Raw genomic sequence first — 25,915 nt, 5'->3', positions numbered from 1 at the left:
GTCGGCACTGCTGGTAATACTTCCGCACTGAGGAAGCCGCCCCATCCTTCGCGGATGGCTCATCCTCGCCAACCGGACAGGAGCCTTAAAACGTTCGTTCCGATCACGTTCCATCTCCGGTCCTCAGTTCCGCAGGCGGCGACACCTGCCCGGCCCTGCCCTTTCCGGACAGCACCTTCTGATAGAAGAGACCTATGCCGATCAGCACGGCGCCGAGCCCGATGAAGGAGAGCGCACGCAGGATGCCTTCGAGGTTCGACATGTCGATCAGGAAGACCTTGACCACGGCGATCAGCACCAGCGCGGCGGATGAGAGGCGGATGCTCTTTGCGTCGAACCGCGAGCCGGCGATGAGGAGCAGCACGCCGAGCAAGAGCCAGACCACCGAATAGGTGTAGGTCTCTCCCTGCAGGAACCCCTTCCAGTCGGCAATGCCTTCCCCGTGCCAGTAGCGACGGACCGAGAGCGTGACCCAGGCAAAGACGAGGGCCGCGCCCGTCAGCGCAAGCATCATCACATAGGGTGCCGGCCGCTTGTCGCGGGCATAGAAGGCGAGGCCCGCGAAGGCCACTCCAGGCAGGAGATAGCCGACGAGAAGAAGGTTGAAGAATGGAATCGACCCCGTGGGCTCGCCGGTGAAATACGGATTGAGACCGATGAAATGGGCGAGAAGGATCGAGAGCATCGAGACGGCGCCGATGACCATGGAACCGAAACGGAAGGTGGGGCTCGGAGACCTTATGTCCAGCGTCATCAGCACGGCGGAAGCGCCCGCGGCAAGAAGGGTGTAGACGGACTGTTCGCCGAGCGTCGGGAAGGCACTGTCCAGCACCCCGCCGTTCATCGCGTGACGGACGAGGATAGCCGCGGTCAGGAGGGCGAAAAGGCTCGCGAGCGCCTGGAGAAGATTGCGCACGCGTTCGCCCGGCCAGGCGCGGAGCATGTAGGCGGCCAGCACCAGCAGCAACGCGGGTACGCCGTAGCCGGCGAGAAGCTGATTGAAGACAGGCGTCTTCGAAAGTGCGGCAGCACCCACGATCGTCGGCTCCCAGGCAATCCGGCCCGCGACCACGACCGCGGCCGCGACCATGATCCAGGGAAGCACCGGCCAGCGGCGAAGGCGGGTGACCACGACCGCCGCCATGCCGAGCGCGGAGACGAGAAGCGTGGTCGCAAGGCCGTCGGTCAGGGCATGCACGCCGAGGCAAAGGAAGGCAAAGCCGCCGGATACGAGCGCCCACAACGGAAGGTACCGCGTGTCGCTCTCGTCCCATCCCCTGCCCAGCATCTCCGCGCCTGCCAGCAGCACGGCGCCGAACGCGAGCGCGAAGAGGCCGTGCCCGAGATCGAAGCTCAGATTGCCGAAGGCGAGGAAGCTGATCGCCGCCAGCGCCAGCGGCGTCGCCGTCATGAGAATGCTCCACAGCGCCGCGAAGGGCGGAAGGCGACGGCGGAAGAGCGTAAGTGCCGCCGCTCCGGCCAGCCCGAGGGTCGCGGAAAGGCCGAGCACCTCGCCGACGGGGAGCCTACCAACTGCAGAGGCAACCCCCGCAGTGTCCGGCAGGGCGCCTTCTCCAAGCAACGTGTCGATCGGGACGCCACCGGGAAGCACGGCAAGAATGACCGTTCCGAGGAGCGCGCCGACGGACGCAAGGATCGCCGGCAAGGCCGCCCAGCCGCGCAGGCATCCAAGGACGGCAAGCGCGGCGATGAGGAGGGCGAAGGACAGTCCGCCCCGCGGAAGCGCCGGAGCCATGGCCGCAAGGACCAGCGCCGGCAGAAGCACGGCAAGGGATCCGGAAAGCGGCAATGCTATCCCCTGCGGCGCAAGGAAACGACGCCATGGCGCTTCGGCCGCAACAGGTGCATCCGGTGATGCGTCCCCGGAAGCGTGTGCCGTCTCCGGCGCCGATTCGGCAGCGTCCGCGCCGGCCGGCCAGAGAAGCCCCAGTCCGGCGAGCATGACCGCAAGCGACAGAACGACCGGCGTGCTTTCGACCGGTACGGCCTGGCTGAGGTACAACACCGACCACAGACCGAGGCCAAGATTGCCGAGCGAGGGCACGACTGTCCATCGCCGCAGCCGCGACGCGACGAGGGTCGCGAGCCAGGTGAGCGTCAGGAAGCCGAACAGCCCCCAGACGCTTGGCCTCTCCGTCGCGACGAGGAGCGGCACGGTCATGGAGCCGAGCAGGCCGAGCCCCGCCAGCGCCTGCCCGTGCAGGAGCGAGAGGCCGATCGTGGCGAACGCCACCAGGGACAAGAGCAAAAAGGCCGTGAACGAGCCGAAGTATCCATAAAACCCGTGGGCGACATAGGTGGCGCCGAACAGGGTGACCGCACCCGCAGCCGTGAGGATGCCGGGGATCATCGCGTTGCGGAATTCGTTCGGCAGCAGCGGTTGGGCCCGGCGCCGTATGACTTCGCCGCCGGCGAGGAGCAAGAGGCCGAAGGCGGCCGCCAGCGAAAGGCGCACCGCCGGGCTCAGCAGGCCGCTCTCGATCGAATACTTGACCATGAAGACGCCGCCGAGGGCGAGCGCAAGTCCGCCGACCCACACGGCCCAGCGTGCGCCAATGCGGCTTTCCAGGCTTTCTCCCGCCTGCCCGGCGACACGAGCGCCTTCGGGCACGTCGCCCGCTTCGCTCAGGGACGTGGAGGCACCTGCCGCATCCGCTCCCGCCTTTGCAGAAACGGCGAGGCCTGCAGCGTCCACTTTCTCGCGGTTCTCTCTCGCACGCGCCCAGGGGCTCGCGAACTCCTCGGTCGGTTCCCCGGCCGTTTCCGCCGCCTCCGCGATGTTCCCGACCGATTCGGCTTCGGACATATCGGCAGCTGGCAGCGGCTCGCCCCGTTTCAGGGCCTCGACCTCCTGCCTCAGCGCGAGGATGTCCTGCTCTAACCTCGCGGAATTCTTGCGCGCCGCATTCATCGCCGCGATTGCCAGAATCACACCGACGAGTGCCAGTATTTCTGCCATGACTGCTCCCCGCGCTCGAAAAGGCCCTGCCGCGCATGGCCGATTCCGACCACTCGCGCCATGCACACACTAACACACTGATTTGGCGTGTTGTTCCTGAATTTGATCCGCACACCCGTCCCCGCTGCCCGGTTCGTCTCAGGCAACAAAATAGAAAGACGTTTCAACGTGGAGTTTCAATCGTCCCGCGCCGACAGCGTCAGCGCATCAGGTTGGAAATGGGGAAAATTGCGCAGGTCTCCGTGCCATGGGCGAGCAGCTTGCCGGCCGAATCCCTGAGCCAGGCCTCAGACGTAGCGATCGTCCTGCCACGATGAACGATCTTGCCCTCGCAGAACACCTCGCCCATGTCCGGCAGGACCGGCCGAACGAGGTTCACCTTGAATTCCACCGTCGTGTAGGCCTCGCCAGGCTTCGTGACCGAGAAGACGGCACAGCCGAGCGCGGAATCCATCACCGTGGCGGTCCAGCCGCCATGCACGGTGCCGAGCGGATTTAGATGCTCCGCCGTCGGGTACCCGACGAAAACGACCCTGCCCTCCTCGACCTCCTTCAGGGTGAACCTGAGCGTCTGCGCCATCGGCGGTGCCGGCAATTGCCCGACGAGCATGTCCTGAAGGGCCTTCAATCCGCCGTCGCGCGCCACGACGTCGAGCGGCAGCGTGCCGATTCCCGAGACAGAAAGCCCCGGATAGATTTCGATGTTCATTGAGCAAGCTCCTGAGGGCGGGACGCCTCGGCCACAGCGAGAGCCTTGAGCACCGCCTGCACGAAGCCGTCGCGGGCGGACGCGAGTTCCAGGCCCCGCGGCTCGCACACATGGCGGTTGAGGAAGAAGGCGGTGAGCCGGAAGGCCTGCGAAAGTGCATCGCAATCGGCGGCGTGGCGCCGCTCTACCGCGAGGAAGGATGGCAGTGCCAGCATCTTGTCTGCCCAGGGCTCACCGGCCGCGCGACACACGGCACGGCCGGACTTGGGCGACACGTAGACCAGATCCTCGCGACTGCCGGTAGCGACACATTCCTCGAGATCGAGCCCGAAACCGAGGTCATTCAGGACCGCAAGCTCGAAGCGCACGAAGAGTTCGCCCGCGTCGGCCGGTTCGTCCAGATGCTCGAGAATGATGCCGAGCGCATTGAAAAGATGCGGGTGCGGATCGCGTTCCGGCAGGAAACGCAGCAGCGCCGCCATTGCCTGTATGCCGTAGACGGCGGTTGCCGTCTCCATCAGACGTCCCGCCCTGAGCTGAAGCGGCTCAATCCGAAAATCGCCGAGGTGCTCGTCGAGGCGCGCGCGCCATGTGACTTCGACCGAGTTTCCGGGCTGCAGCACCGGCTGCATGGCGCGCGAACGGCCGGAGCGGACAAGGCCAAGATGGCGTCCGTGGTCGCGCGTCATCATCTCGGCGATGACCGATGTCTCGCCATGACGGCGCACGCCCAGTACGATTGCCTCGTCATCCCATTGCATGACGCCGTTCTACACCGTGGCAGGACCGGACGAAAGCCTGCCCTGCCCTCCACGTTCTGGCCCCTCACGCGACCGCCGGGACCACCCGCCTTAAAAATCCGGTTCCGAAGCGACCACGCCTTTCAGCTCGCTCGGATAGTAGCCGTGGCGCAAGTTGATGCCGTATTCGAGGTAGGCCTTCATGCACGAAAGCATCTGCGACCAGCCCTCGCAGTTCAGATACGAGCTCTTCTGGCCGCGCTCGTTTTCCCGCCAGCCCGTCTCGGCGATGGTCACCATCGTTGCGCCGTCCTCGAGCGGGATGAAGCGCATCTCGACGCGGGTCTTGTAGGGCTCCTCGCCCTTTTCGACCATCGCGTCCCAGCGGAACACGATACGGCTGTTCTCCTCCACCTCGTCGACGATAACGGGCGCCATGTTCCACCAGGTGACCGTGGTGCCGGCCACCAGAGGGCCGCTCGCCCCGCCGATGGTGGTGAAATAACCGCTCAGTTTCTCAGGATTGACGACGGCATCGAAAACTTCGGCCACGGGCTTGGCGATCCGTCCGTTCACGCGAAATTCCAGCATGACGCTTCCTCCTCCGCTTGTCGTCACTCAAGTTATGTTATAAAAACATAACATGTCAAGCGAATCAGACGACGAGGCCGTTTTCAGGGCGCTGGCGAACGGCAAACGCCGACAGATGCTCGACGCTCTCAAGGACGAGCCCCGGACCACCGGTGCGCTCTGCGAGCGCTTCCGCGAGATGGATCGCTGCACGGTCATGCAGCACCTCAAGGTGCTGGAGGAAGCAGGCCTGATCATCGCCCGACGCGAGGGGCGCGAGCGGTGGAACCACATGAACGCACTCCCGATCCAGCGGATTCACGACCGCTGGATCAGCCAGTATGCCGGCCACGCGATGAGCGTTCTTTCCGCCCTGAAAGACGAACTCGGTGAATAGACCCCATCGTGATCCGGGAAATCTGGCTCCTGCCTTGACGTATGTTCCTTGCGCCTGACCGAGCCGGTTTACGGGATGTAGCGGGTCACGAGGCCTGATCGCGTCGTTTCATCGCTTCCAGGAGCTGTCCGGAAAGAGCGTCGTAGTCGCCGTCGAAATGGTGCCCGCCGTCGAGCTTCAGCTTCTCGACGGCAGCGAGCCTCGGATCCTCGCAGGCCGTCTCCGTTTCTTCACCGCCATAGACGCAGAGAACCTTTTCGTTCGGCAGCGCTGCGATTGCTGCCGCGACTTCATGGTCCCCGCCCATGCCCAGCCAGTTCTCGATCGTTACCTGGAATGGCGTCATCTTCTCCGTGCCGAGCAGGCCGATGAAGCGGATGCGGTCACGGATCTCTGCGGGCAGGAACGGCCAGGCGAAGGGTGCAGTGTCGGCACCGAACGAATAGCCGAGAAGGGAAATGGGAAGCTTCCCCGAGGGATCGGCATCGTGCACGATCCTCGCAAGGTCGGAGGCGATCCGTTCGGGCTTGCGTACAGACCAGAAGTAGCGAAGGGAATCGACGCCCACCACATGTACGCCCTGTTCGGCGAGCGCTTCGCCGACGCTCTTGTCGATGTCGCGCCAGCCGCCGTCGCCGGAATAGAAGACGGCCAGCCTTTCCGCCTTGCCCTTTGCCGGAATGTCGACCACTGGGAGAGCCTTGGCATCGGCATCGGCGGCAGCGATATCGCTCACGGCGTCAACGGCCAGGGCAAGCCGTGCCTCGGGGGTGGCGGCCTCCTTCACCTCCAGCCGATGCGAACCCGATGTGTCGGAAGCCGCCTGGGCGTCAGATGGACCATCGCCGGCCCGTATCACTACTCCGCGATCCGGAAGGGCCGCATCCTCGGCATAGCTGAAGCCTCGTGCGCCGACGGCCGTCGCGCGCGCGCCCTCGCAGACGGGAACCGCGGTGGCGAGCGCATCCGAAGGTTCCAATGACACGGCGCCCGCGAAGGTCGCCGCCGGGGCGTCCGCGAGTGCCGCATAGGCGAGCGTTCCGCCCTCCCCGACCCCGACGACGACAGGATGCAGATAGTGCCGGCTCTCGACGAGCCGCTGCGCTTCCTTGGCAAGGCCTTCGATGTCTGAGCCGAGGTAGATGCATTCGCCCGGATCGGTGTCGAGCGCAGGACGCCAGGCGTCGAGATCGACCGGAAGGACGGCGATGTCCCGCCGCTCGAGTTCGCGAGCGAGCGCCGCCGCACGGCCGCCCCGGTCATCGGCACCCGAGACGAGGATGGCAAGCCCTGCGACTTCTCCCGCCGGGCGCTGGAGCTGGATCGCGTTCAGCCGTCCGTAGCTGACGGAAATCGCGGGCGGCTTATAGCCCGTCGCCTTGCGGATCATCGGCCAGTACCAGTAGGCGGCGCCGGCGAGCACTGCGGCCACTATCGCGACCATCGGGACATATCGCTTCATCACAGGCAAACTCCGCGTGGTGGCTGAACGGGAATTGGGTCACTTCCGCTTGCCGACAAGCGGCCGCCCGCTGATCAGCGTGGTGACGTCAAGGAGCGCGCGGGCGGTGTCGAGACCCGGCGGGCAGATGAGGTAGTTTGCGGTCCACACCGGGCCGAACTTGTCCTTGAAGGCGCGCAGCCCGTCGAAATGATAGAGGTCGCGGCCCTTCTGGTAGATCAGCGAGCCGAGGCGGTTCCATCTCGAGGCGGTGCGCCTGTCGGTCAGCCCGGACAGCGGGGCGGCACCCAGGTTGAACCAGTGGTAGCCTTCCGCCTTGGCGATCAGCATGAGCTTCGTGAACAGCGCGTCCATCATGACCTTGCAGTCGTCCTGCCGGTAGCGCATGAGGTCCACCGCCATCTCGTGATGGCCGCCGCCGCGCCAGAGGTTCGCGAAGGCCACAATCCGTTCCCCGCGCTTCAGGACGGCGACATCGAAAAGGCTCATGTAGCCGGGGTCGAAATAACCGAGCGAGAAGCGCTTTTCGCCGCCGGATTTCATCTCCAGCCACTCGTCGGACACTTCGCTCAGCTGCGGAATGATTTCCGGCACCTTCTCCTTCGGGATGATCTCGAAGGTCAGACCATCCTTGTCCGCGCGACGGTCGGCATATCTGAGAGGCTGGCGTTTCGGTCCGTCGAGCGAAAAGGTCGTGAGGTCCACCCTGGCGACCTCGCCGAGCTTCAGCGCGACAAGGCCCATGTCGAGGAACATCGGCAGGTGTTCCGGGCCGACCTCATAGAAGACGGTGCGCAGCCCGGACTTGTCCGCGAGTTCGTGGAAGGCCCATGCGAGCCCACTCATCGATTCGTCCGCAGCCACCGGTTCTCCCATGGAGATGAGGCTGCCCCCGGAGCGCTGGTACATGACGAAGCCGTGCTGGTCGGGCGAGACCAGGAACCGCTTGTCCCCGAGGAGCGCGAGCGCGGCCGACGACGAAGGAGCGTCCGCGACCACCGCCGGCACGCTCTCCGGCATCCGTCCCTCCGGGGCGAGCGTCAGGACCCGCCGGTTGATCAGCGTATCGACCAGCACCGCGGCGAGCAGTGTCACGATGAAGACCGCTCCACGCAGGAAGCGCGGCGCGTCCCCCTCCCAGGCGAACTGCCACCACAACTCGTTGTCGTATTCTACGTGGCGGAATGCGAAGAGCCCGAGCCAAATGGCGGCAAAGACCATGGTCCCCATGCTGGCGAGCCAGCCCCAGGAAAGATGCATGTCTCCGTTGAAAGGACGCCTGTAGAAGGAATCGCGAAACACCAGCAGCGTCAGCGCCATCATCGACAGCGCGACGGCTTCTTCCCAGTCGAGCCCCTTGAAGAACGAGAAGACGGCACCGCTGGCAAAAAGGATGATGGCTGCGAACCACGCCCGGCGAAGACGTTTCGCGAGACCCCGCGCGACGATCAGCAAACCGACGGCCACGAAGCTCGCACCCAGATGCGACATCTCCAGGAACGGCAGGGGGATGACCTCCGACAGCGCCTCGATGCGCCCTTCGAGGCTCGGGGTGACAGCCGATATCAGCAGGACCGCTGCCCCGAAGAAGGCGATGCCGGCCGAGAGCGGCGGTATCAGGGGCTCCAGAAACAGGGAAGCGGCGCCGACCGGCCCGGCGATGCGGCTGCGATGGCGCAGGATCTCCGAGACGACCAGTCCCGCCACGGCGACGAGGAACGGCAGGAGGGTGTAGACAATGCGGTATGCAACGAGGCCCGCCAACGCCTCCGAATTGGACCCGAGGCCGAGGCCGGCGATGATGGTCGCCTCGAACGCCCCGACACCGCCCGGCGCGTGGCTGGCTATCCCAAGAATGACAGCGACCACATAGACGAGGATGAAGGCGGAAAAGCTGCCGACGCTTCCTGACGGCAGCAGAACATAGAGGCAGGCGGCCGCCGCCGTCATGTCGACGAGACCCGCGGCGATCTGCATCAACGCACCGCGCGACGTGGGCAGCCTGAGCGAGAAGCTCCCTACACCCACCGTGCGCGCACCACGCGAAAGCCACAGGACCAGCGCCGCGATTGCCGCGAGAACGGCAATGCCGATCGAAACGTCGACGGCGGGTCCGAGCGTCGCCAGCCACGGTATCTGATCCGGCTCGGCGACCATGGCGATTGCCGCCATGATGGCGAAGGCGAACCAGATTGCGAACCACGAGGTTCCGACGATGCGTCCGATATCCGCAAGTTCAATCCCCTGGGCCGCATAGACCCGGTAGCGGAGCGCACCGCCCGTCAAAAGGGAGAAGCCGAGCGCATTGGAGATGGCATAGCCTGCCGCTCCCGCCATCGCGGAGACCCGCTTCGAAACGCGGCCCGGCGCAATCGTCTCCACTGCGACGACGTCATAGAACGCCACGGCGGAAAAGCTGACGACCGTGAAGAGAATGGCAAGCGCAAGCCGGCTCGCAGACAGCGCATAGAGATCGTCGCGAATTTCGCGGAACGATATGGCATGCACATGCTGTTCGAGCACGTAGAGCGCGAGAAGCGCTATGACCACACCTGCAATGGGCAGCAGGACCGCGGAGAGGCGGTGGCCGCTCCAGGGAAACAGTTTGGGTTGGTCATTTGCCCTGGGGGTTTCGGGGGATGCCAGTTCGCTCTGCATGCGTTTCACCAGTGCCATGCGCCAGAATTCGCAGAGACAGCGAACCGGAAAGAGGCAATTCTACGGCGAACCGCGCCAGCGCATCAACTTACCGCACCCGCACGGCCGGTGGCATCCTGAGGGACAGCGTTTGCGTCACGCGCATCCGTTCGCGTCGGCAGTCGTCTGTGCGCCACGCGTTGACTTTCGCCCGGCGCGCAGCCGTAATGTTCCACTTCAGGGGCGATAGCGTGTGGGGGAAAGGTGACCGGTTCCCAGGCAACCTTCAGCGAGTTTGACGCGATCGGACCCGCGCCGTGTTCTGTCTCCCGCCGGGGCAGAAACCAATGACCGGCGCCAGCACCCCCAGCCAGGCATGGCGCGGCTACGGTATCGGCATTGCCGCGTCGCTCGGCGCACTTCTCCTTGCCTACAGCTTCTGGAGCAGTTCCTCCTGGATGACGCTCTGCGCGGGGGTGGCGCTTTTCCTCTTCGGCATGCAATGCCTCGAGGAAGGGCTGAAGAACCTTGCCGGGGATACGCTGGAACAGGTTCTGGCGCGCGGCACCTCGACGCGTCCGAGGAGCTTCCTCATCGGCTTCTGCGGAACGGCGGTTCTGCAATCCAGCACGCTTGTTTCGCTGATGACGATCGCGTTCATCAGCACCGGGCTGATCGGGCTGACGGCAGGCGTCGCCATCATCCTCGGCGCCAATCTCGGTTCCACCACCGGCATCTGGCTGCTCGCGCTGGCGGGCCAGAACATCAGCCTCTCGCCACTGGCGCTGCCGCTCCTGGTCTTTGGTGTCGTCGCCAGCTTCTTCGGACCGAAACCGAAGGCGGCCGGCAGGATCCTGCTCGGCATTGCCTTCATCTTCCTCGGCATAGACGCGATCAAGTCCGGCTTCTCCACCGTCACCGAAAACCTCGACCTGACGCAGTACGAACCGGCGGGCTGGCTCGGTTACCTGCTTTTCGGGGGCATCGGCCTCGTTCTGACGCTGGTGCTGCAATCGACGCACGCGACCCTCATGCTGACGCTGACAGCGCTCTCCCTCGGACAGGTTGAGCTGATCCAGGGCGCGGCGATCGCAATCGGCGCCAAGGTCGGCAGCAGCGTCACCACGGGCATTGCCGGCGCGCTCGGGGGCAACCGGCGGGGCCAACAGCTTGCCCTTTCCCACGTGATCTTCAACGTGGCGACCGCCATCGTCGCCTTTGCGCTTCTCGGACCGCAGATGTGGCTGACCGGCAAGATCGCGGGATTTCTCGGCTTCGGCGACAACGAACTGATGATGCTCGCCATCTTCCACTCGATGTTCACGACGCTCGGTATCGTGCTGTTCTGGCCGTTCCTCGATCGGTTCACGGACTTACTCGAACGCATCCTGCCGGAGCGCGGCGAACCGCCCTATCTCCTACCGGGGGCGGCCCCGGCGGAACAGCCGATCGAGCGCAGCCGTGCACGCTATCTCACCTCCCAGGCGCTGCAATCGCTCGACACGGCAGCCACTGCCGTGATGCAGGAACTGCGGCATCTCGCTCGCCTCAGCATGGAGGTCATCTGCCATGCGCTCTACCTCCCGGTGAGCGAGCTCGACGCCGCGCGCCACGACGAAAGCCTGATCGCGGCCGCGCCCGACGCCGACTACGTCAGCGCCGAAGCGCTCTACCAGCGGCACATCAAGGGCGTCTACGGAGACCTGCTGAGCTTCATGGGACGGGTGGATATCGCAGGCGACGACGCGCATCGGGACTTCTGGACGGCTTGCCAGGTTGCGGCCCTGCAACTCGTCGAGACGGTGAAGGATGCCAAGCAGCTGCAGAAGAACCTCGCCTTCTACCTGCGCCAGCCGGACTCCCCTGCCCGTGCCGCCTATGTCGACCTCAGGCGACACCTCATAACTGTCCTGCACGACGTCAGGTCCCTCGCGTGGTCGGACGCAACGGGCAAGGGCTTCGACGACCGGCTGCAGGAGCTGGCGGGGATGCAGGAGGCGTTCGAGGCGCAATTTCGCGACCGGCTCGTCGCAGAGCTGCGCGCCGACCGGATCGACGGCCTGCAGCTCAGCTCGCTCCTGAACGACCTCGGTTATGCCGCCCGGATCGCCAAGGGGTTGAGCGCCGCGCTCCTGCTCCGACAGCAGGGGCCCGGCAAGCTGCGCGACCTCAGTTTTTCCTCGGACGATTCACCGCTCATCGTGCTGCCGTAAGGCAAAGCGTCTGCGCCCTTCGCAAGGTGACGCTCAGCCTGCCGGCGGCTACTTCCGCTTCATCGCCTCGGCAAGTGCGGCTCCGAACGCTCCCTGGGCGGGAGCCTGAGGCTTATGCTGCGGTGCGCGCTGGTTGCCGCCGCGCGGTGCCTCGCGGCCCCGCTGCTCGCGGGGAGCCGCATCGGCGCCGCCATCCTTGCGCATGGTGAGACCAATGCGCTTGCGCGCCACGTCCACCTCGGTCACCCGCACCTTGACGACGTCGCCCGCCTTCACGACCTCGTGCGGATCCTTGACGAAGCGGTCCGCAAGCTGGGAGACGTGCACGAGGCCGTCCTGATGGACGCCGATATCGACGAATGCCCCGAAGGCGGCGACGTTCGTGACGGTTCCCTCGAGCAGCATGCCGGGCTTCAGGTCCTTTATGTCATCCACCCCTTCGGCGAAGGTCGCCGTGCGGAATTCCGGGCGCGGGTCGCGGCCGGGCTTTTCCAGTTCCGCGAGAATGTCCCTGACGGTCGGCAGGCCGAAACGCTCGTCGACGAAGAGGCGCGGATCGAGTTTTTTCAGCTCGGCGCTATCACCCATCAGGGCGCGGAGATCGCGACCGCAGGCCGAAACGATCTTCTTGGCGACGCCATAGGCCTCCGGATGGACCGAGGAGGCATCGAGCGGCTCCTTGCCGTTCGGGATGCGAAGGAAGCCCGCGCACTGCTCGAAGGTCCGGGCACCGAGGCGCGAGACCTTCAAAAGCTCCTGGCGGCTGGCGAACGGCCCGTTCTGGTCCCGGTGAGCAACGATCGCCTCGGCCGTTGACTTCCCCAGTCCGGAGACGCGGGAGAGAAGCGGCGCGGAGGCGGTGTTGAGATCGACGCCCACGGCATTCACCGCGTCTTCCACTACCGCGTCGAGCGAGCGGCTCAGCTTGCCCTGGTCAACGTCGTGCTGATACTGGCCCACGCCGATCGACTTCGGCTCGATCTTGACGAGTTCCGCCAGTGGGTCCTGCAGGCGGCGTGCGATCGAGACCGCTCCGCGCAGCGATACGTCCAGCCCCGGAAACTCGGCGGCAGCGGTCTCGGAGGCGGAATAGACGGAAGCGCCGGCCTCCGAGACGATGACCTTGGTCGGCTTCGGCGCGGGCAGCTGGGCCAGCATGTCGGCGACCAGCTTTTCCGTCTCGCGGCTGCCCGTCCCGTTTCCGATCGCGATCAGTTCGACTTTGTGCTTGCGCACGAGGCTCGCCAACTCAGCCTGGGTGCCGCGGATGTCATTCTTCGGCGGGAACGGATAGACGGTCGTCGTCTCCAGAAGCTTGCCCGTGTTGTCCACGACCGCCACCTTGACGCCGGTGCGGATGCCCGGGTCCAGTCCCATCGTCGCCCGCGTGCCGGCGGGTGCTGCGAGAAGGAGATCCTTGAGGTTGCGGGCGAAGACGCGGATCGCCTCCTCTTCCGAACGCTCGCGCATTTCACGCATCAGGTCGAGCGAGACCGACATGGAGAGCTTTACCCGCCAGGTCCAGCCGATCACGTCAGAAAGCCAGCGGTCGCCCGGCCTGGTCGATCCCACCGCGTAGAAGGAAGCGATGATGCGCTCGACGGGCTTCACCGGTTCGGTGCTGTCCTGGTCGGCGACGATGTCGACCGAAAGGACTTCCTCGTTCCAGCCCCGGAGCATCGCGAGGGCGCGGTGGCTCGGCACGCCGGACCACCGCTCGGTGTGATCGAAATAGTCGGAGAATTTCGCGCCGGCGTCCTGCTTGCCGTCGACGACGCGGGCGCGCAGGAAGGCGTTGTCCTTCATATATTCGCGCAACCGCTTCAGCACGTCGGCATTTTCCGTGATCTGTTCGGCGACGATGTCGCGCGCACCTTCCAGTGCTGCCTTCGTATCCGGGACATCGGCCGTCAGGAACGCCGCCGCTACATCGGCCGGGACGAGCGAGCGATCGCCGAGGATCTGCTCTGCGAGCGGACCGAGGCCGCGCTCGCGTGCGATTTCCGCCTTGGTGCGACGCTTCGGCTTGTAGGGAAGGTAAATGTCCTCCAGCTCCGCCTTGGTGCTGACGGCTGCGATCTTGGCGGAGAGCTCGTCCGTCAGCTTGCCCTGGCCGGCGATCGATTCCAGGATCGAGGCGCGCCGCGCCTCCAGTTCCCGGAGATAGGTGAGCCGTTCCGAAAGCACGCGCAGCTGGGTATCGTCCAGCCCGCCAGTCACTTCCTTGCGGTAGCGCGCGATGAAGGGCACGGTCGCGCCGCCGTCCAGCAACTCGACCGCGGAGGAAACCTGCGCGGCACTGGCCTTGATTTCGGCTGCGATCAGGTTGGCGATCTTGAGCGGCGTTGCGGTCATGTCAGTCTCCATCTGCGCTTTCGGCGGGCGGCGAACATAGTGCGCCCACCGCGCCCCGCCAACCACCGCGTCCGGCGGCGGCGAGCGGAGTCCACAACATATGATCGGGGCGGGACCGAGGCGGAGCGCCTTCCAGATCGCCGCATGCGCCGATCAGAAACTCACGGGCTCGAGCGGAGGACGATCGGCCTCGAAGGCTTTCAGTCTCTGCTCCGCTTCGGCGATATAGTCGCGGGCGTAGGGCACAGCATCCTGATGCCGGGCGAGCTGGAGCTGGATGACCGGCAACCGGTCGTGGCGGAAGGCCGCTTCCATTGCGGCGAGATAGAATTCCCACATGCGGCAGAAGCGCTCGTCATAGAGGCGAACCGCGTCCGTCCTCCGGGCCATGAACCGTTCCCGCCAGGCGCGCAGCGTCCAGGCGTAGTGCATCGGCCAGATCTCGACGTCCTTGACCAGCAGACCCGCGCGTTCGACCGCGGGCAGGACTTCCGAGAGCGCAGGGAGATATCCGCCCGGGAAGATGTATTTCTCGATCCAGGGATTGATGGCATGGGCCGGTCGCGTGCGTCCGATGAAGTGGAGAACCATGACACCCTCCTTTTTCAGGACCTCGGCCATCTTGCGAAAGAACCGGCCGTAATGCGCGATGCCGACATGCTCGAACATGCCGACCGAGACGATCCGGTCGTACTGTCCCGAAAGATCGCGATAGTCCCGCAACTCGAAGCGCACGCTGTTCGAAAGGCCGCGGATCCGCACCCGTTCACGCGATACGGCAAGCTGTTCCTCGCTGAGCGTAATTCCCGTGACGTCGACGCCGGCGGCCTCGGCCATGTACATCCCGAGCCCTCCCCAGCCGGAGCCGACCTCGAGCACGGTCTGTCCCCGCTCAAGCAGCAGCTTCGCGGTGATGTGGCGCTTCTTCGCCAGCTGCGCCTCCTCGAGGCCGATGCCCTTCGGCTCGAAATAGGCGCATGAATACTGCCAGTCGTGATCCAGGAAGAGGTCGAAGAGGCGGGCATCGAGGTCGTAGTGATGCGCGACGTTCAGCTTGTTGCGATTGACCGGCAGCCTCGCACGCAGCTGATAGGACAACAGCCGCCCGATCGTTTTAAGGCGCAGACCCGGCGTCGCTGCGCGGCGTACACCGTTGCGTCGGAGCAGCGAGAGAAGATCGAAGACCGTGCCCTCCTCGACCAGCAGGCGGCCGTCCATGAAGGCTTCACCGAGCGTCAGCGCGGGGTCGGCGGCAATCTCCTGGCCCACTTTCTCGTCGGCAAGGCGGATACGCAGGGCCTCTCCCTTGCCGTCCCCGAAAGTCCGGACACCTCCGGCCGAATCCACGAGGACGAGATTTCCGGTGCGGATCACCCGCCCCAGCATCGCCGAAAACACCGTGTCCATGCGGGACTCCCGATTGATCACGCAAAGGCTGACGGAACGGTAACGGCTTCCTCGCGGGAGGCAAGACAAATCGCCGGCGCGAGGAAGTAAAGCGATGGCTGCACTGATGGGACCGGTATTGCTTAGGGGTTGTAACAGTTCATCAATTCTTGAAGTCTATCCTGACGCTCACCTAACGGAACGGGGCTTGGGCACATGGGCAAATCTCTCCTGTCGGCGGCGATGGCGATCGCCGTACTTGCCACGCCATCTGGCGCAAGTGCCCAAAATCTCAACCTGCTGATCTGGGAAGCGTATATCGACCCGGCGATACTTTCGGCCTGGACCGAGAAGACCGGTATCACGGTGCAGCAGACCTATTACGACAGCGGCGACGTGCGCGACGAGATCCTTTCGGATCCCGACAACGATGTCGATCTCGTCGTCACGGGGGAAAACGGCGCAAAGCTCTTCGGCAACCGCGGCGTGCTGACGCCGATGACGGTCGATAACGAGCCCTCGCTCAAGGACTATTCGCAGGAATGGAGTTCGCGCTGCGGCGGATACGGCGTTCCCTACCTCTGGGGCACGATGGGCATCCTCTACAGGTCCGACAAGATCTCGGTTACGCCCACCTCCTGGGCGGACCTCATGCGCCCGAAGACGGAGCTCAAGGGCCACATCGCCATGTACGAGGATCACAACGAGGCCTTCGTGGCGCCCCTGGTCCTGCTCGGCAAGTCGATCAACGCGAACGACAACGAAACCCTGAAGGCCGCCTACGAGGTCATGAAGACGCAGTCGCCCTTTGTGCTGACCTATGACTACGTCATCACCTCGATCCAGAATGCCAACCAGGGGCCGAACATCTACATGGCGATCGGCTACAGCGGCGACCAGCACGTGCTGAACGAGAAGGTCGGCCAACCGGGCCTGTGGCGCTATGCCGTGCCGAAGGAGGGTACGCTCTCCTGGCTCGACTGCATGTCCGTCAACGAGCGCTCGCGCCGAAAAGAGCTCGCCCTGCAACTCGTCGATTTCATCGCCAATGCGGAGAATTCGGCCCGCAATGCGATCACGCTCAACATGCCGACCGCCAACAGCGCAGCTCTCTCGAAAATACCGGCCGAGATGCGTGACAATCCCGAAATCTATCCGCCGAGCGAGATCCTGGCCAGGAGCCAGACTCAAGAGGAGCTGACCGTCCAGTCGGTCCAGGCCCGTCGGCGCATCATAAGCAGCCTGGTGCAGTTCCGTGACCCTCGGTAGACGATCTTTTCTTCTTATCTTCCCAGTGGTGCTCGCAGGCTATGTGCTGGCCGCCTCGCTGCTCTACATATCGCAGAGTTCCTCCATCCTCGGCCTGGAACGCGCCCGCCTCTGGCAGCAGATGGGACTGCTCACGGCTGTCTTCCAGAACGACGTGACCCAGAACAAAAGCCTCATCTATTCGCTGATGGAAGGCAACGCGATACGCCTTTTCATCAACGAGCCCGATGCGAGCTACAGAAGCAATGCGCTTGGCGTGCAGCTTCAACAAAGCATCACCTCGCTTTCCGAGGATCCGACAAAATTCGTGTCGCTTACCGTGATCCGGCCGCCGCTTACCGTCGACTACTACTATGAGAACAGCGCCGATCCCTTCGCCGAGATCCCGCACGCCCAGCTGGATCACGCCAGGCGCGTGATCGACAGCCCGAAGCTGTCGTCATGGTCCTACATCGAAGCAGACGGCACCGATCCGCTGATCATCCACTCGGAATTCATCGACCCGCTTACGTTCAGCCGTCCGGTATCGAGCGCCAAGCGCGGTTCGATCCTGGTCCAGACCGCAGTGAAGCCCACCGGCTTCATGGAAATGCGCAAGAGCCTCGAACAGCAGTATACGGCCCGCCTGGAGATTTCCCTTCACCCGATGATGGCACAGGGAAGCCTTTCGGCAACCGCGAAGCTCGGCCCTTCGCTCTTCGCCCGCCTCACGCCCGATCCCGCCCTTCTCGACGAGAAGCTTCGGAACCTCAAGCTGCTCCTCGTCGGCGGCGCCGTCGCCCTCAGCATCGTCACCATCGGCATCGTGCTTCTGCTCGTCAGACGCTACATCACCAATCCGATCGCACGGCTCGACCGTCAGCTGACGGAAGTCATGTCCGGCCACCGCGCCGAAATCCAGAAGACCGTCGAGGCAGGAGAGATCGGGCGCCTGTCCGAGAACGTGAAGCGTCTCCACGACAACGCCACCCACTCCTTCGATCTCGTGCAGACGACGTCCTGGACGGACACGCTGACCGGGATCAGCAACCGCGAATACTTCAACATCCGCTCCACCCAGCTTCTTGCCGACGCCAAGGCGTCGTCCACGGGCTGCACCCTGCTTTTCATCGACGTCGACAACTTCAAGTTCGTCAACGACAAGCACGGCCACAAGGTGGGCGACGAACTCCTGAAAACGCTCGCCCTCAGGGTCCGGGCGATCGTCGACAGCGTGCTCGCGCGGCGGAAGCTTCCCGAGGGCCTCATTGCACGCCTTTCAGGCGACGAGTTTGCGATCATGGTGCGCTCGCACCCGGGTGACGGGACGATCACGGAGATTTCCGGCGCGATCCTCGCCCTTTTTGCCGAAGGTTTCGAGGTTCTGGACAAGTCCTATCCCGTGACCGCCAGCATTGGCATCGCTGTCTGCCCGGAAGATGCGGAAACACTGCCCGAGCTGATCGCCAACGCGGATGCCGCGATGTATCAGGCCAAATCCCAGGGAAAGAACGGTTCGGCACGCTATTCGCGGTCGCTTCATGAAAAGAGGACCCGCAGGCGCCGGATCGAAGAGGAACTTCGCTCGCTCGATCCCAACGAAGAGTTCCACCTGGTCTACATGCCGATCGTCGACGGCCGCGGCAAGGTGACGGGTTGCGAGGCTCTGCTGCGCTGGACCTCCCCCGAGCTCGGCAACGTGACGCCGGACGAATTCATTCCGATTGCCGAGACGACAGGTCTTTTCAGCAAGATCGACTGGTGGGTCATCGACCGGGCGATGGCGGACAGCGAACAGCTGAAAAAGCTCTTCGGTCCCGAGACGATCCTGTGCATCAACATCTCCTCGGCCGAACTCTACACCAAGTCGATCAGCGAACACTTCATCGATTGCCTGGAGCGGCACGGGGTCGAGGCGCGGACCATCGAGATCGAGCTGACGGAGACCTTCGCGGTCAAGCTTGGCGACCAGTCCCAACGCAACATCGACATCCTGCGCGCCAAAGGCTTCCGGATCTCCATCGACGACTTCGGCGCCGGCTACACCTCGGTGCAGCAGCTGATCGAATACCCTGCCGATACCATCAAGCTGGACCGGAGCCTTGTCGAAAGCCTGACCAGGTCTGCCTCCCTGCCGACGCTTCGCGCCCTCGTCGCACTCTGCCACGCGCAGGAAATGGCTGTTGTCGCTGAGGGAGTCGACACCACGGACAAGCTCACGCTGCTGGCGGCGGCCGGATGCGACCTCTTCCAGGGCTACCTCATCAGCAAGCCGCTGAAGATCAAGGATGTCGGCATCTGGGCGATGCAGCGGCTGGTCGATCAGGCACGGGAAACCGCACGCGCTTCCGCGGCAGACGATACACGCTCACGCCGCGCCTGATCCCCTCTTCAAACCTCGAGGGCTGGTGACGAGAGAGCGGCCGTTGCCTCAACGGGGGAATTCCAGCCCCATCTCCCGGAACCGTTCGGGATCGTCGCCCCAGTTCTCGCGTACCTTGACGAACAGGAACAGGTGCACCGGCTGTTCGAGAATCTCCGACAGCTCCTTGCGGGACGCGGACGAGATCGCCTTGATGGCTTCTCCGCCCTTGCCGAGGGTGATCTTCTTCTGGCTGTCGCGCTCGACATAGATGACCTGCTCTATGCGCACCGAGCCGTCCTTGCGCTCCTCCCATTTCTCCGTTTCCACGTGCGAGGAATACGGAAGCTCCTGATGCAGGCGCAGGAAGAGTTTCTCGCGGGTTATCTCCGCGGCCAGCTGGCGCATCGGCAGATCGGAAATCTGGTCTTCGGGGTAGTACCAGGGCCCTTCGGGGAGCTTCTTGGAAAGATACTCCATGACGTCGTTGCAGCCCGAGCCGTTCAGTGCCGAGATCATGAAGGTGCGCTCGAACGCGACCTTGTCGTTGGCGGCCTTGGCGAGCTTCAGCAGGTCTTCCGGAGCAACCTGGTCGATCTTGTTGAGCACCAGGATCTTCGGCTGGTGGACTTCCGAAAGCCCATCGAGAATGGTCTCGGCATCGCCCTTCAGGCCACGTTCGCTGTCGATCAGGAACATGATCACATCGGCGTCCTTGGCACCGCCCCAGGCGGTCGTGACCATGGCACGATCCAGGCGCCTGCGCGGCTTGAAGATGCCGGGCGTATCCATGAACACGATCTGGGCACTGTCGTGGATGGCAATGCCCCTGACGATCGCCCTCGTCGTCTGCACCTTGTGGCTGACGATCGAGACCTTCGCACCGACAAGGCGGTTCACGAGGGTCGACTTGCCTGCATTGGTCGCGCCGATCAGCGCGACGAAACCCGATCTGGTCGGTGCGCCGCCATTGTCTGCGGTCTGCTCGATGTCTGTCATCTTATCCGTCGATTTCCGCCGGGGCCGCGTCCGCACGGACACCAGACCTCTTTCCGGCAATTGCAATGTGAATTCATAGGCCCAAGCTTCCAGGGTCGAGAACGACCCGAAGGCTATGCGCCGGACTTCTGCCAGACCCCTTCGCGCTCCAGCAGCTTCGTCGCCGCGACCTGCTCGGCTGCTCGCTTGGAGCGGTCCGTCCCCGTCTCGGGCGCAATGCCCGCAATCTGCACGGTCACGGTGAAGCGGGGATCGTGATCCGGTCCGGACCGGTCGTCAACCCTGTAGACGGGCGTGGTCGAAAACCGCGCATGGGCCCATTCCTGCAGCTCGGTCTTGGCATCGCGACGACCGCTGTCGACATGTGCCGCCCGGCGCTCCCAGTTGCGCAGTACGAAGGCACGCGCCGCCTCCAGGCCGCCGTCGAGATAGATCGCGGCGATCAGCGATTCCACCACGTCCGCTCGGACGTTCATCATCGCCTTTCCCGTGAGCTTCTTGACGTCGGCGCCCGTGCGGATGAACTGGTGCAGCTCGAGCTCATCCGCCACCTTGGCGCAGGCTTCCGCGCTGACCAGCTGGTTGAGGCGGACCGAAAGCTCGCCTTCGGCGGCATCCCGGAACGTGCGGAACAGCAGCTCGGCAATGCACAGACCGAGAACCCTGTCTCCTAGAAATTCCAGGCGCTCGTAGTTTCCGCCCTTCGCGACGCGGGCGCTGGCGTGCGTGAGCGCCCGATCGAGGCGCTCGGGATCGGTAAAGGAGTAGCCGATCGCGGCCTCTGCACGGCCGCGGTTGGCTTCGTTCAACGGCTTCGCCGTCTTCATTCAACGACCTTGAACAGACGGTCCCAGCGCAGGTTGGCCGGCCATTTCCAGATTTCGCGGAAAGCGGTGTCGTTGCCGAGCGAGAAGAAGATCAGGCTTGCGCGTCCGATCAGGTTCTCGGCCGGAACAAATCCGACGTCAAAGCGGCTGTCGGCCGAATTGTCGCGATTGTCCCCCATCATGAAATAGTGCCCCTCGGGCACGATGAATTCACGGGTATTGTCGCCGACCGTGCCAATCCGGGTATCCAGCGTGTCGAAGCTGACGCCATTGTCCAAGGTTTCGCGGAAGACAGGAATGTTCTCGCCGGTGTCGTAGCGGTCATCCGACCGGAAGAAGCCGTCGGGCTCACGTTTCACCGGAACGTCGTTGACGTAGAGTACGCTGTCGCGCACCTGGATGCGGTCGCCCGGCAAGCCGACGAGCCGCTTGATGTAGTCGATGTCCGGGTTCGGCGGGAAGCGGAACACGACGATGTCTCCCCGCGTCGGCTCGCTTGCGAAGATGCGACCCGAGAAGAGATTGGGAGAAAACGGCAGTGAATACTTCGAATAGCCGTAGGAGAACTTGTTGACGAACAGATAGTCGCCGACAAGCAGGGTCGGCATCATCGAACCTGACGGAATTGTGAAGGGCTGGAACAGCACGGTGCGGATCACGACGGCGAGAAGAAGCGCCTGGATGATGACCTTGACGTTTTCCCACAGGCCGCTTTGGGCCTTCTCAGTCTTTTCTGCCACGCCGGACTTGTCCTTTTCTACAAACATTTCGCACTCTCTAGCGCAAGTTCAGGGGAAATGAAATCGGACGGTCGCAATTGTTGCGCCGCCCGCAAGCGCAGCCGATGCGCCCGTTGTCACACCCCTTCTCAGGAAGGTGTACCGAACGGTACCGCCTCAATGATGACGAAGGCCTGGGCCAGCGGAAAATCGTCGGTAATAGTGATGTGAATTCTTGCTTCGTATCCAGGGGGCATGAGCTTGGCGAGCCGTTCGAACGCGCCGCCGGTCAGATGCATGGTCGGCTTGCCCCCGGGCAGGTTCACCACGCCCATGTCCTTCCAGAAAACGCCCTGCGCTAGCCCCGTGCCGAGCGCCTTGGAGCAGGCCTCCTTGGCGGCAAACCGCTTGGCGTAGGATGCGGCCCTGTTTTTGCGGCCGTCCGACTTGCGCCGTTCGATTTCGGTGAAACAGCGGTGGGTGAAGCGCTCGCCGAAGCGTTCCAGCGACTTTTCCACGCGGCGGATATCTATGAGGTCGCTGCCGATTCCAACTATCATGTCGCTCGCTCTATAAATGAGACGTTCAGGGTCAGCTGTCGCAGCGCGAGGGCAGCGACAGAACCGCAACGCCGGTTCAGATCACGGTCCTGCTGTCGTGGCACGCTGCGGCGCGACGCGCTCGGCTATCCTCAGCCGCCGCCGCTTCCGGAACGCCCGCATGGCGATCAACGTCAAGGCGTAGGCTGCTATCCCGGCCGCGGACCCCAGCACCAACGTGCCCACGAGCATCGGCTTGAGAACCGGCTGCCAGAGTTCCGTGAACTCGAGATGCTCGAGCATGTGGACGAGATCGGCCGAGCTCTGCCCGCCGGATACGCCCGTGCCGAGAACGACGTCGCCGACGCGGAATGTCGCGAGCCATATCAGCGGAAAGGTAATGGGGTTTCCAAGCGCGGTCGTCAGCGCCGACGCCAGCAGGTTTCCTGCCAGCGCATAGGCGATCGCGCAGGCGATCACGATATGCAGCCCGACGAAGGGCGTGAAGGTGGAGAAGACCCCGGCCGCCACGCCGACGGCGACGGCATGTGGCGAAGCGCCGAGCCTGAGGATGCGCTTGCCTATATATCTGAATGGACGGACAAGGCCCTTGCGCGGCCAGAAGAGCGCGCGCAGCCGCTCACGCAGTGTTGGCGGATTCCGACGTCTAAACAACATTGCTCAGACATAGCCGATTGGTTGATGGCAATTCAATGGCATTGCTGCAACCGGCGTCGCAATCGCTGGTGAGCCAGCCCCTGTCGGCGGGCTCCGTTCTTCCTGTCCCCTACCCCCTGTGGCGCATCTTGCACGTTGCGCCACGGATATGGGAGCGAGCGGATATTAGTAGAACTTGCGGAACATGCCGCGGTCGATCTGACGCTGGCGGTATTCCAGGTCGATCCGGTCGATAGCGCCGTTCAGGTAGGCGGCTTCGCGGTCTTCGGCGGTCGGAGCGCGCAGGGCGCGGGTGAAATTCTTGATCTGCTTCAACATGGTGAACCTCTATCGGTTGACCTCCCGAGCACGAACATAGGGTGGAGGCTCACCTTTCACCAGCGATACAAAATGAGATCAGCCATGCATTTTACACATATCTACCGGTCAATCCCTGGGCAGTGCAGCCTCTCTACGGCCCTAAAACTCCAGTTATGCGAAAAAAATTCGCAACTTTGGCACTATCTGCCGAACAAATATGCAAATCGCGAAGAGCTGACGCAAAATCATGGTGGCGCGGAGGGGCGGCGGGCGCGACAAGCGCCACCGGTCCCACCCCGCCTGCACGCGAAACAAACTGTTGGGTCCGTCCATACATCCGGCTGATACGGTTCGAGCGACCGCAGCCCAAGCGATTTGGGATGCGGTCATAAACAGCGAAAACACGAGCAGGCGTCGATCAGGTGAAGACGCGCTGCACGGTGGACACGCACTGCAGCTCCTTGAGCTGGCCGATCAGCTGGTTGAGCTGACGCAGGTCCCAGACCTCGAGTTCTATCTGAACCTCCGTGAAGTCCGTGGCGACCCGGCTCATGCTCATCGAGCGAATGTTCACGTCGCTGGTGGCGATCACCTGGGTCACTTCGGCAAGCGTGCCCGGCTCGTTCAGAGCGTTGATCGACACGCGCGCCATGAACCGGGTGTTGTTGGCCTCGTCCAGATCCCACCGCACGTCGATCCACCGATCCGGCTCGTCATCGAACTTCTGCAGGGACGGCGACTGGATCGGATAGATCGTGATACCCTTGTCCTTCTCCATGATGCCGACGATGCGATCGCCGGGAACGGCGCCCCCTCGGAGAAGTGCACCTCCGCATTCCCGGAAAGGCCGCGGATGGGCAGCGCTTCGGGACCGTTGCCGATGGCCTCCTCCGCCGCAACCTTCGACTTGCCGGGCAGCTTGAACACCATGCCTGCGGCGCTGCGCATGTTGAACCAGCCCTCGTCGGAACTGGGCTTCACCGTCACGCGCTCGTCCTGGTGATCCGGGAAGACCGCCCTCAGCACGTCGAGCGACGAGAGCTCCCCGCGCCCGACCGACGCGATGGCGTCCTCGACCTCTTTCTGGCCGAGGCGATGGAGCACCGGTCTCAGCGCATCGCGCGAGAATGACTTGCCGGCGCGATCGAAGGTCCTTTCGAGGATGCGGTAACCGAGGCCGGAATACTGCTTGCGGACGGCAGCACGTGTGGCGCGCCGGATTGCCGCGCGCGCCTTGCCGGTAACCACAATCTCTTCCCATGCCGGCGGCGGCACCTGAATGCCGGACCGGATGATCTCCACCTCGTCGCCGTTGTTCAAGCGGGTGACGAGCGGCATGATCCGGCCGTTGATCTTGGCGCCGACACAGGTGTCGCCAATGTTGGTGTGCACGGCATAGGCGAAGTCGATGGGCGTCGCGCCACGCGGCAGGGTGATCAGCTGGCCCTTGGGCGTGAAGCAGAACACCTGATCCTGGAACAGCTCGAGCTTGGTGTGCTCGAGGAACTCCTCCGGATTGTCGCCTTCCGCAAGCGACTCGATCGTACGACGCAACAGCGCATAGGCGTTCGAGCGGGGCGACTGCCGCTCATCGCCGCCGTTCGGCTCCTTGTCCTTATAAAGGGCGTGGGCCGCAATACCGTATTCGGCGATCTCGTGCATGCGCTTCGAGCGGATCTGAAGCTCGATGCGCTGGCGCGACGGACCGACGATGGTGGTGTGGATCGACTGGTAGTCGTTCTGCTTCGGCGTAGAGATGTAGTCCTTGAACCGTCCGGGAACGACACGCCAGCGCGTGTGCACGATACCGAGCGCGCGATAGCAAGACGGAACATCGTCGACGATGATGCGGAAGGCGTATACGTCGGAAAGCTGCTCGAAGGAGAGCGACTTGGACTGCATCTTGCGGAAGACGGAATAGGGTTTTTTCTGCCGGCCCTTGACTTGTGCGCCGGTCAGCCCGCTTGCGACGAGCAGTTCACCCAGTTCCTCCTCAATCTTTCGGATCAGTCCCTCGTTGCGCTGGGAAAGTTCCTGCAGCTTTCGCGTAACGGCCTCGTAGGCTTCCGGATTGATGTGGCGGAAGGAGAGGTTTTCCAGCTCCTCGCGCATGTCCTGCATGCCCATGCGCCCTGCAAGCGGGGCGTAGATGTCCATCGTTTCTTCGGAGATGCGCGCCCGCTTCTCCGGCGACATATGATCCAGCGTGCGCATGTTGTGCAGCCGGTCGGCCAGCTTCACCAGGAGAACGCGCACATCGTCGGAAATCGCAAGCAGCAGCTTGCGGAGATTCTCCGCCTGCTTGGCCTTCTTGGTGACGAGGTCGAGTTTCTTGATCTTCGTCAGCCCTTCGACCAGGGCGCCGATATCCTCCCCGAACAGATCGTCGATTTCCGCGCGCGTCGCGGTCGTATCCTCGATCGTGTCGTGCAGGAGGGCTACCGCGATCGTCGACTCGTCGAGCCGCATGTCGGTCAGGATGGCGGCCACTTCGAGGGGATGGGAAATGTAGGGATCGCCACTCGCCCGTTTCTGCTGCCCATGCTTCTGCATCGCATAGACATAGGCCTTGTTCAGGAGGGCCTCGTTCGCATCGGGCTTGTATTTTTGAACCCGTTCGACGAGTTCATACTGGCGCATCATGTAGGGTCGGAACCTGCGTTCATCCGTTCCCAAGGAACGAATCTGAATGTGGACGAAAGATGGATGCAGGAAATGCGCGCATTTTCAAATCCATCCGGCGACAAAAGCGACGATAGTGCTTCCCCCTTCGAAGGTACGACAACAGATCGTT

At 63.7% G+C, this 25,915-nt stretch carries 18 protein-coding genes and 1 pseudogene; 4 read left to right on the top strand and 15 right to left on the bottom strand.

Annotated features, from left to right (window positions below; translation table 11 throughout):
- Nucleotides 1–103: 103 nt before the first annotated feature.
- The 4 genes from F3Y30_RS09945 to F3Y30_RS09930 all read right to left on the bottom strand — a co-directional run bounded on the left by F3Y30_RS09945 (nt 104) and on the right by F3Y30_RS09930 (nt 5,020).
- Nucleotides 104–2,980 carry a DUF2339 domain-containing protein gene (locus F3Y30_RS09945; RefSeq protein WP_203426269.1) on the bottom strand — a complete coding sequence of 959 codons (2,877 nt, stop codon included), beginning with the start codon at nt 2,978–2,980 and terminating at the stop codon, nt 104–106.
- Nucleotides 2,981–3,179: 199 nt separating this feature from the next.
- A complete protein-coding gene (locus F3Y30_RS09940) occupies nt 3,180–3,689 on the bottom strand; it encodes a PaaI family thioesterase (protein WP_203426268.1) in 510 nt (169 codons plus the stop codon).
- Nucleotides 3,686–4,450 carry a DNA repair protein RecO gene (gene recO, locus F3Y30_RS09935; RefSeq protein WP_203426267.1) on the bottom strand — a complete coding sequence of 255 codons (765 nt, stop codon included), beginning with the start codon at nt 4,448–4,450 and terminating at the stop codon, nt 3,686–3,688. Before recO ends, F3Y30_RS09940 begins: the two co-directional genes overlap by 4 nt.
- 90 nt (nt 4,451–4,540) lie before the next feature.
- Nucleotides 4,541–5,020, bottom strand: a complete 480-nt coding sequence (locus F3Y30_RS09930) for an SRPBCC domain-containing protein (RefSeq protein WP_203426266.1) — start codon at nt 5,018–5,020, stop codon at nt 4,541–4,543.
- 52 nt (nt 5,021–5,072) lie between these two features.
- Here F3Y30_RS09930 and F3Y30_RS09925 point away from each other — a divergent pair, with 52 nt between their 5' ends.
- Complete coding sequence (locus tag F3Y30_RS09925) at nt 5,073–5,396, top strand: metalloregulator ArsR/SmtB family transcription factor (RefSeq protein ID WP_203426265.1); 324 nt, start codon at nt 5,073–5,075, stop codon at nt 5,394–5,396.
- A gap of 85 nt (nt 5,397–5,481) precedes the next feature.
- Here the strand turns inward: F3Y30_RS09925 and F3Y30_RS09920 are convergent, their stop codons facing one another.
- Together F3Y30_RS09920 and mprF are read right to left on the bottom strand one after the other, a co-directional pair.
- A complete protein-coding gene (locus F3Y30_RS09920) occupies nt 5,482–6,858 on the bottom strand; it encodes an AcvB/VirJ family lysyl-phosphatidylglycerol hydrolase (RefSeq protein ID WP_246752928.1) in 1,377 nt (458 codons plus the stop codon).
- A gap of 39 nt (nt 6,859–6,897) precedes the next feature.
- Nucleotides 6,898–9,534, bottom strand: a complete 2,637-nt coding sequence (mprF, locus tag F3Y30_RS09915; RefSeq protein ID WP_246752927.1) for a bifunctional lysylphosphatidylglycerol flippase/synthetase MprF — start codon at nt 9,532–9,534, stop codon at nt 6,898–6,900.
- Between the two features lie 308 nt (nt 9,535–9,842).
- On the opposite strand from mprF, the gene F3Y30_RS09910 reads away from it, so the two are divergent.
- Nucleotides 9,843–11,708, top strand: coding sequence for a Na/Pi symporter (locus tag F3Y30_RS09910; protein ID WP_203426264.1), 1,866 nt, complete (start codon nt 9,843–9,845; stop codon nt 11,706–11,708).
- A 48-nt stretch (nt 11,709–11,756) separates the two neighbouring features.
- On the opposite strand, the gene F3Y30_RS09905 is transcribed toward F3Y30_RS09910, so the two are convergent.
- Together F3Y30_RS09905 and F3Y30_RS09900 are read right to left on the bottom strand one after the other, a co-directional pair.
- Nucleotides 11,757–14,063, bottom strand: coding sequence for a Tex family protein (locus F3Y30_RS09905; protein WP_203426263.1), 2,307 nt, complete (start codon nt 14,061–14,063; stop codon nt 11,757–11,759).
- A gap of 153 nt (nt 14,064–14,216) precedes the next feature.
- Nucleotides 14,217–15,470: a cyclopropane-fatty-acyl-phospholipid synthase family protein gene (locus tag F3Y30_RS09900; RefSeq protein ID WP_203426262.1), complete on the bottom strand. Its 1,254-nt coding sequence runs from the start codon at nt 15,468–15,470 to the stop codon at nt 14,217–14,219.
- A gap of 195 nt (nt 15,471–15,665) precedes the next feature.
- Between F3Y30_RS09900 and F3Y30_RS09895 the strand changes: the two genes are divergently transcribed.
- Nucleotides 15,666–16,718 carry a spermidine/putrescine ABC transporter substrate-binding protein gene (locus F3Y30_RS09895; protein ID WP_203426261.1) on the top strand — a complete coding sequence of 351 codons (1,053 nt, stop codon included), beginning with the start codon at nt 15,666–15,668 and terminating at the stop codon, nt 16,716–16,718.
- On the top strand, nt 16,705–19,080 hold the full coding sequence (locus F3Y30_RS09890; protein WP_203426260.1) for a GGDEF domain-containing phosphodiesterase: 2,376 nt from the start codon (nt 16,705–16,707) through the stop codon (nt 19,078–19,080). The genes F3Y30_RS09895 and F3Y30_RS09890 overlap by 14 nt, the downstream gene beginning before the upstream one ends.
- 48 nt (nt 19,081–19,128) lie before the next feature.
- On the opposite strand, the gene era is transcribed toward F3Y30_RS09890, so the two are convergent.
- The 7 genes and pseudogenes from era to F3Y30_RS09855 form a co-directional block, all read right to left on the bottom strand.
- The gene (era, locus tag F3Y30_RS09885; RefSeq protein ID WP_203426259.1) at nt 19,129–20,058 is read right to left on the bottom strand and encodes a GTPase Era; all 930 of its coding nucleotides are present in this window, start codon (nt 20,056–20,058) and stop codon (nt 19,129–19,131) included.
- Nucleotides 20,059–20,171: 113 nt separating this feature from the next.
- Nucleotides 20,172–20,885 (bottom strand): ribonuclease III, encoded by a 714-nt coding sequence (rnc, locus tag F3Y30_RS09880; protein ID WP_203426258.1) that lies wholly within the window; start codon nt 20,883–20,885, stop codon nt 20,172–20,174.
- On the bottom strand, nt 20,882–21,625 hold the full coding sequence (lepB, locus tag F3Y30_RS09875; protein ID WP_203426551.1) for a signal peptidase I: 744 nt from the start codon (nt 21,623–21,625) through the stop codon (nt 20,882–20,884). The genes rnc and lepB overlap by 4 nt, the downstream gene beginning before the upstream one ends.
- A 128-nt stretch (nt 21,626–21,753) precedes the next feature.
- Nucleotides 21,754–22,164, bottom strand: coding sequence for a holo-ACP synthase (gene acpS / locus F3Y30_RS09870; RefSeq protein WP_203426257.1), 411 nt, complete (start codon nt 22,162–22,164; stop codon nt 21,754–21,756).
- Between the two features lie 81 nt (nt 22,165–22,245).
- Entirely contained in the window at nt 22,246–22,821 is a 576-nt protein-coding gene (locus F3Y30_RS09865) for a DUF2062 domain-containing protein (protein ID WP_203426256.1), read from the bottom strand.
- Between the two features lie 165 nt (nt 22,822–22,986).
- Nucleotides 22,987–23,139 (bottom strand): DUF3563 family protein, encoded by a 153-nt coding sequence (locus F3Y30_RS09860; protein WP_203426255.1) that lies wholly within the window; start codon nt 23,137–23,139, stop codon nt 22,987–22,989.
- A gap of 400 nt (nt 23,140–23,539) precedes the next feature.
- Nucleotides 23,540–25,764, bottom strand: a pseudogene (locus F3Y30_RS09855) (bifunctional (p)ppGpp synthetase/guanosine-3',5'-bis(diphosphate) 3'-pyrophosphohydrolase).
- Nucleotides 25,765–25,915 lie beyond the last annotated feature (151 nt).

This window comes from Sinorhizobium sp. BG8 (assembly GCF_016864555.1).
In the GTDB taxonomy this organism is placed as follows: domain Bacteria; phylum Pseudomonadota; class Alphaproteobacteria; order Rhizobiales; family Rhizobiaceae; genus BG8.
Note: the sequence above shows the minus strand (reverse complement) of the source record. Positions and strands in the feature narration are given on the sequence as shown.

Coding starts and splice junctions, on each gene's coding strand:
- F3Y30_RS09945 (WP_203426269.1), bottom strand. CDS start 2,980: ATGGCAGAAATACTGGCACTCGTCGGTGTGATTCTGGCAATCGCGGCG.
- F3Y30_RS09940 (WP_203426268.1), bottom strand. CDS start 3,689: ATGAACATCGAAATCTATCCGGGGCTTTCTGTCTCGGGAATCGGCACG.
- recO (WP_203426267.1), bottom strand. CDS start 4,450: ATGCAATGGGATGACGAGGCAATCGTACTGGGCGTGCGCCGTCATGGC.
- F3Y30_RS09930 (WP_203426266.1), bottom strand. CDS start 5,020: ATGCTGGAATTTCGCGTGAACGGACGGATCGCCAAGCCCGTGGCCGAA.
- F3Y30_RS09925 (WP_203426265.1), top strand. CDS start 5,073: ATGTCAAGCGAATCAGACGACGAGGCCGTTTTCAGGGCGCTGGCGAAC.
- F3Y30_RS09920 (WP_246752928.1), bottom strand. CDS start 6,858: ATGAAGCGATATGTCCCGATGGTCGCGATAGTGGCCGCAGTGCTCGCC.
- mprF (WP_246752927.1), bottom strand. CDS start 9,534: ATGGCACTGGTGAAACGCATGCAGAGCGAACTGGCATCCCCCGAAACC.
- F3Y30_RS09910 (WP_203426264.1), top strand. CDS start 9,843: ATGACCGGCGCCAGCACCCCCAGCCAGGCATGGCGCGGCTACGGTATC.
- F3Y30_RS09905 (WP_203426263.1), bottom strand. CDS start 14,063: ATGACCGCAACGCCGCTCAAGATCGCCAACCTGATCGCAGCCGAAATC.
- F3Y30_RS09900 (WP_203426262.1), bottom strand. CDS start 15,470: ATGGACACGGTGTTTTCGGCGATGCTGGGGCGGGTGATCCGCACCGGA.
- F3Y30_RS09895 (WP_203426261.1), top strand. CDS start 15,666: ATGGGCAAATCTCTCCTGTCGGCGGCGATGGCGATCGCCGTACTTGCC.
- era (WP_203426259.1), bottom strand. CDS start 20,058: ATGACAGACATCGAGCAGACCGCAGACAATGGCGGCGCACCGACCAGA.
- rnc (WP_203426258.1), bottom strand. CDS start 20,885: ATGAAGACGGCGAAGCCGTTGAACGAAGCCAACCGCGGCCGTGCAGAG.
- acpS (WP_203426257.1), bottom strand. CDS start 22,164: ATGATAGTTGGAATCGGCAGCGACCTCATAGATATCCGCCGCGTGGAA.
- F3Y30_RS09865 (WP_203426256.1), bottom strand. CDS start 22,821: ATGTTGTTTAGACGTCGGAATCCGCCAACACTGCGTGAGCGGCTGCGC.
- F3Y30_RS09860 (WP_203426255.1), bottom strand. CDS start 23,139: ATGTTGAAGCAGATCAAGAATTTCACCCGCGCCCTGCGCGCTCCGACC.